Raw genomic sequence first — 8,426 nt, 5'->3', positions numbered from 1 at the left:
CTGACGACGACCAGGGCGTCGACGCCGGCGACCTGGGCGGGCACCACGTTCATGACGACCGTGGAGGGATACATGGCCAGGCCGCCCGGCACGTACAGGCCGACGCGCTCGACCGGGACCCAGCGCTCGGTGACCGTGCCCCCGCGTACGACCTGGGTGGTGGTGTCCTGGCGCCGTTGGTCCTCGTGGACCCGCCGGGCGCGGGCGATCGCCTCCAGCAGCGCGGCGCGGACGTCGGGGTCGAGGCTCTGCTCAGCGGCCTTGATCGTCTCGACCGGGACGCGGAGCTCGTCGAGCGTGACGCCGTCGAACCGGGCGGTCGCCTCCTGGACCGCGCTGAACCCATGCTCCCGGACCGCCTCGACGAGCGGGCGGATGGTCTCGACGGCCTGGGACACGTCGAGCCGGGCACGAGGCAGCAGACCGCGCGGGTCGGTGTCGACGCCGCGCAGGTCGATCCGGTTCAGCACCCTTGGAAGTCTAGGCGTCCCAGCAACCGGGATTCCGGCGCCGTTCGCACTGTTCGGGTCCGGATGGCCGGTCAGGCGCTAGGCTCGGGCGGTGACGTCGCGGTTGCCGGTTTTCCCCCTTGGGACGGTGCTTTTCCCCGGCCTGGTGCTGCCGCTGCACATTTTCGAGGAGCGCTACCGCGACCTCGTCAAGCATCTGCTGAGCCGGCCCGACGGCGACCCGCGCGAGTTCGGCGTCGTGGCGATCCAGCAGGGTTGGGAGACGCTGCCCACCGCGCAGCCGCCCGGCCCGCCGACCTCGCCCCCGCCACGGCTGGGCCCGGTGCCCACGACCCCGCTGCCGCCGCCGCCCGCGGCCCCGGCGGCGCCCGGCGACGTGGCCCTGCACGAGATCGGCTGCACGGCCGAGCTGCGCCAGGTGACGGAGCTGCCCGACGGCCGCTACGACATCGTCACCGTGGGCCGGCGCCGGTTCAGGGTGCTGTCGGTCGACAAGACCTCGGAGCCCTACCTGATGGCCGAGGTCGAGTGGCTGCCCGAGCCCGAGGGCCAGGAGGAGCTCGCCGACCTGCTGGCACCGCGCGTGCTGGCGGTGTTCCGGCAATACCTGACGCTGATCCGGGCCGACGAGCAGGAGCTGACGGAGCAGCTGCCGGAGGACCCGACGGTGCTGTCCCACCTGGTGGCCGCGACGGCCGCGCTGACGCTGGAGGACCGGCAGCGGCTGCTGGCGACACCCGACACGGCGGGGCGGCTGGGCGCGGAGCTCCGGCTGCTGAGCCGGGAGGCGGCGCTGCTGCGCCAGGTCCGCGCGGTCCCGGTGCCGCTACGCGAGCTGGCGGTGCCGGCGAGCCCGAACTAGCGCCCCGACGGTTCCGCCCCCGGCGGCGGGTCGTCGGCCGTGCCGGTCGTGTCCAGTGTGTAGAACGGGTTGACCGGAGCCGGCTGCGGCGGTGCGGCCTCGGGGTGCAGCGACGGTGTGCGCGACCAGCCGGCCAGCAGCGTGTAGACGATCACCGCGCCGAACGTGGCGATCAGCAGATCGCCGTGGACGAACGGGACGACGTCCCAGAGCTTGGTGAAGCCACCGGCCCGCAGGTCCGGCGGCCGGGTGAGCAGGTCGCCGGGCTGCGCGGCGAGCACCTCAGCGCGGTAGTCCCCGATCCCGATCCGCCGTCCCACCTGCCACGCCAGCACGCTGGCGCCGACGGTCCCGACGACGAGGGCGACGAGCGTGAGGGGGCCGCGGTAGCGCTTGAACGCGATCCAGGTCACCAGCGCGGCGAGCACGCCGAGCGTGAACAGCAGGATCGTGAACCAGCCGTCGGAGGCGATGAACTCCTCGGGGCTGGGCGTCGCGAAGACGGCACCGTCGTCGGTCTTGATGATGGGCACGCCGGGGGCGAGCACGGCCCAGAGCAGCCCGAGGGGCGCCCCGATCACGGCCACGACGGCGGCGGTCAGTCCGGCGGCCCGCAGCCGCGGCCCCCACGGCACTCGCGGCGGTTGCGGCGGTTGCGGCGGTTGCGGCGGCCAGAGATCAGTCGGATACGGCCCCGCGACGTCGCTCGCGTGCTCGGCGGCGCCGCCGGGCGGCCGCCAGCCGGTGGGTGGCGTGGCCCACGGCCCGGCCGCGGGCCGTCCGTCGAGCGGCGCGAAACCACCGTCATGGGCGGGCGGTCGGGGCGGCGAGGCGTCCGCCGGCGAGGTGCCGTCCCCGCCAACGGGGTCGGAGCCGGGCCCGGCGGGCGCCGCCCATGACCCGTCGGTCGGTTCGGGGCTGGCGGCGGTCACCGACCGATCCTCTCAGGCGAATCGCCCATCGACTACCGCACCCCGCCGCAAACGATCAAGAAACGCCACACCGACCACAACAGCCCCGCCGGGTGGGTCAGCGGGCCAGTTCGACGGCCGACGGGCCGAGCAGGGCCTTGAGGTCGGCCATCAGCGCCGTCGTCGGGGCGACGCGCAGCGGGCTCAGCCGCAGCACCGTCGCCTTGGAGCCGTTGACCAGGCGCACGTGGACCTCCGACGGGCCCGGGTGCGTGTTGAGGATCTCGCGGAGCCGTTCCACCAGCGGCGGCGTGACCCGGTTGGTGGCGATGTTCATCACGACCGGCTGGTTGCCGTCGGCGCCCGCGGTCGAGATGTCGGGGATCGACATGTCCATCGCCATGATCCGGGCCTGGTCGTCGCGCCGGTCGACGCGGCCCTTGACCACGACGATCGCGTCCTCCGCGATGTACTGCCCCACCAGCTCGTAGGTGTTCGGGAAGAACAGCACCTCGACACCGCTGGTCATGTCCTCGATCGACGCCGAGGCCCACGGGCGGCCCTGCTTGGTGATCCGCCGCTGCACGCCCGTCAGGATGCCGGCCAGCGTCACGACCGCACCGTCGGAGATCGCGCCTTCCTCGGCGAGCGCCGCGATCGGGGTGTCGGCGGCGGCCGACAGCGCGCGATCGAGGCCGGACAGCGGGTGGTCCGACACGTACAGGCCGAGCATCTCGCGCTCGAACGAGAGCTTGTCGGGCTTGTCCCACTCACCCTCGGGGATCGGCGGCGACACGATCATCGTGTTCTCCTGCGTGTCGCCGAACGCCGACCCGAACAGGTCGTACTGGCCGACGGCCTCGTTCTTCTTCACGCCCATGTACGCGTCGATCGCGTCGGCGTGGATCGAGAGCAGGCCCTTGCGGCTGTGGCCGAGCGAGTCGAACGCGCCCGCCTTGATCAGCGACTCGATGGTGCGCTTGTTGCAGGCGACGGCGTCGACCTTGCGCAGGAAGTCGTAGAAGTCGGTGTAGGCGCCGTGCTGCTTGCGGGCCCGCACGATCGCCTCGACGACGTTGACGCCGACGTTGCGGACGGCCGCCATGCCGAAGCGGATGTCGCCGCCGACGGCGCCGAACCGGGCCACGGACTCGTTGACGTCGGGCGGCAGCACCTTGATGCCCATTCGCCGGCACTCGGCGAGATAGACGGCGGCCTTGTCCTTGTCGTCGCCGACGGAGGTGAGCAGCGCCGCCATGTACTCGGCCGGGTAGTTGGCCTTGAGGTACGCGGTCCAGAAGGAGACCAGCCCGTACCCCGCGGTGTGTGCCTTGTTGAAGGCGTAGTCGGAGAACGGGACCAGGATGTCCCACAGGGTCTTGATCGCCGCGTCGGAGTAGCCGTTGTCCCGCATGCCCTGCGAGAACGGCACGTACTCCTTGTCGAGGATCTCCTTCTTCTTCTTGCCCATCGCCCGGCGGAGCAGGTCGGCGGCGCCGAGCGTGTAGCCGGCGAGCTGCTGCGCGATCGCCATGACCTGCTCCTGGTAGACGATCAGCCCGTAGGTGTCGCCCAGGATGTCCTCGAGCGCGTCGGCCAGCTCCGGGTGGATCGGCACGACCGGCTTGCGGCCGTTCTTGCGGTCGGCGTACTCGTTGTGGGCGTTGGCGCCCATCGGACCCGGCCGGTAGAGCGCGAGCACCGCGGAGATGTCCTCGAAGTTGTCGGGGATCATCGAGCGCAGCAGCGAGCGCATCGGGCCGCCGTCGAGCTGGAACACGCCCAGCGTGTCGCCGCGCGCCAGCAGCTCGTAGGTCGGCTTGTCGGCCAGCGGCAGCTCCTCCAGGACGACGGTCTCGCCCCGGTTGTCGGCGATGCCGTCGAGGCAGTCGTCCATGATCGTCAGGTTGCGCAGGCCGAGGAAGTCCATCTTGAGCAGGCCGATGGACTCGCAGGCGCCCATGTCCCACTGCGTGATGATGGCGCCGTCGTTGTCGCGCCGCCAGATCGGCAGCACGTCCATCAGCGGCTCGCCCGACAGGATCACGCCGGCCGCGTGCACGCCGGGCTGGCGGATCAGGCCCTCGATGCCCTTGGCGGTGTCGACGACCTTCTTGGTGTCGGGGTCGGTCTCGTAGAGGGTGCGGAACTCGGCGGCCTCGGCGTAGCGGTTGTGCGACGGGTCGAAGATGCCCGAGAGCGGGATGTCCTTGCCCATCACCGGCGGCGGCATCGCCTTGGTGATCTTGTCGCCGACCGCGAACGGGTAGCCGAGCACCCGGGCCGCGTCCTTGATGGCCGCCTTCGCCTTGATCTTGCCGTACGTGACGATCTGGGCGACCCGCTCCTCGCCCCACCGCTCGGTCGCATAGCGGATCATGTCGCCGCGCCGGCGCTCATCGAAGTCCATGTCGATGTCGGGCATCGAGACGCGGTCGGGGTTGAGGAACCGCTCGAACAGCAGGCCGTGGTCCATCGGGTCGAGCTCGGTGATCTTCAACGCGTACGCGATCAGCGCACCCGCCGCCGACCCACGGCCCGGACCGACCCGGATCTTCTCCTTGCGGGCGTATTCGCACAGGTCGGCGGTGACCAGGAAGTAGCCCGGGAAGCCCATCTTGCAGATGACGTCGAGCTCGTAGTCGGCCTGCTTGAGCCGGTCGTCGGGCACGCCGCCGGGGAACCGCTCGCGCAGGCCGCGGTGCACCTCGGCGCGCAGCCAGGACTCCTCGGTGTAGCCGTCGGGCACCGGGAACGAGGGCATCAGCTTGCGGTGGCCGAACACCGACGAGTAGTCGCCGATCTTCTCGGCGATCTCCAGCGTGTTGGCGCAGGCGCCCGGGACCTCTTTTTCCCAGAGCTGGTACATCTCGGCCGCGGACTTCAGGTAGAAGTCGCGCGCGTCGAACTTGAACCGCTTGGGATCGGCCATCGTGGACCCGGACTGCACACAGAGCAGCACCTCGTGCGCGTCGGCGTCCTTCGCGTAGGTGTAGTGCAGGTCGTTGGTCGCGACGGGCTTGAGGTTGAGCCGCTTGCCCAGTGCCAGCAGGTCCTGCCGGATCCGGGTCTCGATGTCGAGCCCGTGGTCCATCAGCTCGAGATAGAAGTTGTCGCGGCCGAAGATGTCCATGAACTCGGCGGCGGAGGCGCAGGCCTTCTCGAAGTCACCGATCCGCAGCCAGGTCTGCACCTCGCCGGAGGGACACCCGGTGGTCGCGATGATCCCCTTGCCGTGCTCGTGCAGGAGCTCCCGGTCGGCCCGCGGCTTGAAGTAGTAACCCTCGAGCGACGACCGCGACTGCATCCGGAAGAGGTTGCGCAACCCTTCGGCGTCGGCGGCGAGCATGGTCATATGGGTGTAGGCACCACCACCGGACACGTCGTTCTCGCCACCGTCGGCCCACCGCACCCGGACCCGATCCCGCCGGGGCGTGTTGGGCGTCAGGTAGGCCTCGACGCCGATGATCGGCTTGACCCCGGCACCGGTGGCCTGCTTGAAGAAGTCGTACGCGCCGTACATGTTGCCGTGGTCGGTCATCGCCAACGCGGGCATGCCCAGCCGATTGGCCTCGGCGAACAGCTCCTTGAGCCGGGCCGCACCGTCGAGCATCGAGTACTCGGTGTGCACGTGCAGATGCACGAACGAGTCGGACACCCGGGACCCCCTTCACTCAAGCGCCGCGACGAGCCTAGTCGTGTGCGACTGCTGTCGGCACCAATGAACCCCGGGTGAGTTGAAGATCAAATTCTCGATAAGTTCAAGATCAGACTTTCCCGGGTCCGCAGCGGTCCGGACCGTCGCTCCCGCCGGACAACGCTCCGCTTCGCTCCGCTGCCAGGCCCGCGCCACACGCCATAAGGCATCCTAGGATGAAGCCGCGCCACGCCGAGCCGGCCGGGGTTCGCGCGTGCCGGCCGGCGGAACGCCGCAGGCGTTGATCAGCGTCATGCGGCAGGCGCCGCCCTCAGCCGAACCGTCGCGCGGGCGCGAACGCCCGCCGGATCTACCCGCGACGTGCCAGCGGACCGAGCCGCTGACGCGGCGCATAGGTTCAGGAGGAGGCCGCAGGTGGTGATCATCGCCACGCGCCAGGCGCCGCGCTCAGCGCCGCCGTCGACCGTGCACGGAGGTCGGTCGCGTTCACGCCGCAGGCTTCCAGCAGCGGAACCGCCGTCGGTGCGTCCAGCAGGGCCGCCAGGTAGTGGGTGGTGCCCGTGGCACGGTGACGGTGGCGGAGCGAGATCTCCGCGGCCCGGGCTTCCGCCGCCGTCAGCTCCTCCGCCAGGAACGGATCGCCCCGCAGCAGGGTCTTGGCCTGTTCGGCCAACGCCGCGGCCCCCGGCTCCGGCGGCGGCGCGAGCGCGGCCAGCGCGGCCGCCAACCGGTAGGGATCGACGCCTGCCGCCCGCAGCAGCGGCGCACCCTGGTTGCGGGCCTGGGAGGCGATCGGGACCCGCGCGTCCGTCGCCCGTACGCAGGCGTCCGCCCGGAGCATCGCCAGCATGGCGTGGCCGGCGGCGGCTACGCCGTGGTCGAGGCGGGCCGCCTGGGCCTTGATGTCGGCCGTCGTGCCGACGAACTGCGGGTCGACCCGTGCCAGCCGGATCATCGTCCGGGTCAGCCGTCGCCCCAGTCCGCGCCGGCCGAACGCCGACAGGCCGAGGCCGTCGGTGTCGGGGTGGGGCGCCGCCTCGACGTCGATGCGGCGGTCACGGCCTGCGGAGGCCGCCGCGGCCGCGCACGCCACCGCGTTCGGGGCGAGGTACCGCGCGCCTCCGCAGTCCGGCATGCGCAACATCGCGACGTAGAGGTGGCTGAGCCCGGCGAACGTCACCCCGCGCGCGTGGGCCTCCCCCAGCGTGCCCCCGACCAGCGCCCGGACCGCGGGCGTCCACCGCGGACGGTCGTCCCACCGCTCGGCGTCCGCGGGCCGCATCCGCCCCGTGATCCGGCGGACCCGCCACTCGACCTCGCGCAGCACCGCCTCGACCTCGTCGCCCGGCGCGGCCGCGACCTGCTCGCCCGACCCGGCCGCGACCTGCTCGCCCGGCGCGTACCGCAGCGGGGCGTTGCCGCCCGACGCGATCTCCCGCAGCCCCTGCCACGCGGCGCGGGGCACGTGCAGCGGCGGCGACACCCGCTGCGTCGCCGCGAACGCCAGCACGTCGACCGTCCCGACCGCCGCGCGGTGCTGATCGACGGCGCCCTGGTAGGCGCCCCGCAACGCGCGCGCCACCCGGTCACCGACGCCGATCCAGCGATCACCGACCATGCAGCCTCCGCCGCCCACGGTAGACGGCGAGCACCACCCGGCCCGGTCAGCGGGCGAACGGCTCCAGCATGATGCTCGCCGCCTTGAGCCAGGCGTCGCGGGTCTCCGGCTGGAGCAGCGCGTACTCGATCGACGACCCCGTCTCCAGCGCCGGGTCGTAGGGAACGACGGCGACCGCACGCGTACGCGTCGCGAAATGCGCGGCCAGGTCGTCGAGCATCGGCGACTTGCCCGGAGTCGGGCAGGACAGCAGGGTCACCGCGTTGGTCGCCAGCTCGCCCATGCCGACGTCGTAGAGCAGGTCCAGCATCCAGTCGGCCGTGAACGCGGCGTCCTCGCGCGGCACCGTCGTGATCACGAGCTGGTCGGCCGCCTGCAGGACCGTCTGCCAGTTGGCGCTCTCGACGTTGTTGCCGGTGTCGACACAGATCACGTCGTGCGTACGGCGCAGCAGCTCCAACACCCGGCGCACCGTGTATTGATCCAGGCGCTGGGCGAAGCGTGGGCTCTCCTCGCCGGCCAGCACGTCGTAGGAACCGTCCGACGCGTGCCGCAGGAACTCGTCGAGCGCCTCCGTCAGGCCGTACCCGTGCTGGGCCTCGACCTCGGCCAGGTTGGTGATCAGGTGGCGGATCGTGCGGGCGTGCCGCGCGCTGCCGGCGCGCAGCCCGAGCGTGCCGCGCAGCTCGTTGTCGTCCCAGGCCAGCACGCCCTGGCCGCGGATGCTGCCGACGGTCGCGGCGGCGAGCACGGTCGCGGTGGTCTTGTGGACGCCGCCCTTGGGGTTCGCGAACGCGATCACCCGCGAGCCGCCGAACTCCCGGCGGAGCACCCCGACAGCGCGCTCGACCTCGGTGTCGCCGGCCGCCGCCGCGGCGGGCGCGCGCCACTCGAGCCCCGCCGGCTC

The 8,426-nt window shown here is 71.9% G+C and carries 6 protein-coding genes; 1 reads left to right on the top strand and 5 read right to left on the bottom strand.

Annotated elements, in window-relative coordinates; translation table 11 throughout:
* Nucleotides 1–470, bottom strand: a 470-nt coding sequence (locus Asi02nite_RS40345; protein WP_203719331.1) for a histidinol dehydrogenase, incomplete at its 3' end; no start/stop codon positions are given.
* Nucleotides 471–561: 91 nt separating this feature from the next.
* Here Asi02nite_RS40345 and Asi02nite_RS40340 point away from each other — a divergent pair.
* Nucleotides 562–1,332 (top strand): LON peptidase substrate-binding domain-containing protein, encoded by a 771-nt coding sequence (locus tag Asi02nite_RS40340; RefSeq protein ID WP_203719330.1) that lies wholly within the window; start codon nucleotides 562–564, stop codon nucleotides 1,330–1,332.
* On the opposite strand, the gene Asi02nite_RS40335 is transcribed toward Asi02nite_RS40340, so the two are convergent.
* The 4 genes from Asi02nite_RS40335 to Asi02nite_RS40320 all read right to left on the bottom strand — a co-directional run.
* Nucleotides 1,329–2,264 carry a DUF2567 domain-containing protein gene (locus tag Asi02nite_RS40335; RefSeq protein WP_203719329.1) on the bottom strand — a complete coding sequence of 312 codons (936 nt, stop codon included), beginning with the start codon at nucleotides 2,262–2,264 and terminating at the stop codon, nucleotides 1,329–1,331. The two genes, Asi02nite_RS40340 and Asi02nite_RS40335, sit on opposite strands and share 4 nt — an antisense overlap.
* A gap of 97 nt (nucleotides 2,265–2,361) precedes the next feature.
* Nucleotides 2,362–5,901, bottom strand: coding sequence for a DNA polymerase III subunit alpha (gene dnaE / locus Asi02nite_RS40330; RefSeq protein ID WP_203719328.1), 3,540 nt, complete (start codon nucleotides 5,899–5,901; stop codon nucleotides 2,362–2,364).
* 421 nt (nucleotides 5,902–6,322) lie between these two features.
* Complete coding sequence (locus tag Asi02nite_RS40325; RefSeq protein WP_203719327.1) at nucleotides 6,323–7,519, bottom strand: Clp protease N-terminal domain-containing protein; 1,197 nt, start codon at nucleotides 7,517–7,519, stop codon at nucleotides 6,323–6,325.
* Between the two features lie 46 nt (nucleotides 7,520–7,565).
* Nucleotides 7,566–8,426, bottom strand: an 861-nt coding sequence (locus Asi02nite_RS40320; protein ID WP_203719326.1) for a MinD/ParA family ATP-binding protein, incomplete at its 5' end; no start/stop codon positions are given.

The organism is Asanoa siamensis, assembly GCF_016862555.1.
Classification (GTDB): domain Bacteria; phylum Actinomycetota; class Actinomycetes; order Mycobacteriales; family Micromonosporaceae; genus Asanoa; species Asanoa siamensis.
Note: the sequence above shows the minus strand (reverse complement) of the source record. Positions and strands in the feature narration are given on the sequence as shown.

Excerpts from the sequence above, each read along its gene's own strand:
- Asi02nite_RS40325 (WP_203719327.1), bottom strand. The coding sequence starts at position 7,519 with ATGGTCGGTGATCGCTGGATCGGCGTCGGTGACCGGGTGGCGCGCGCG.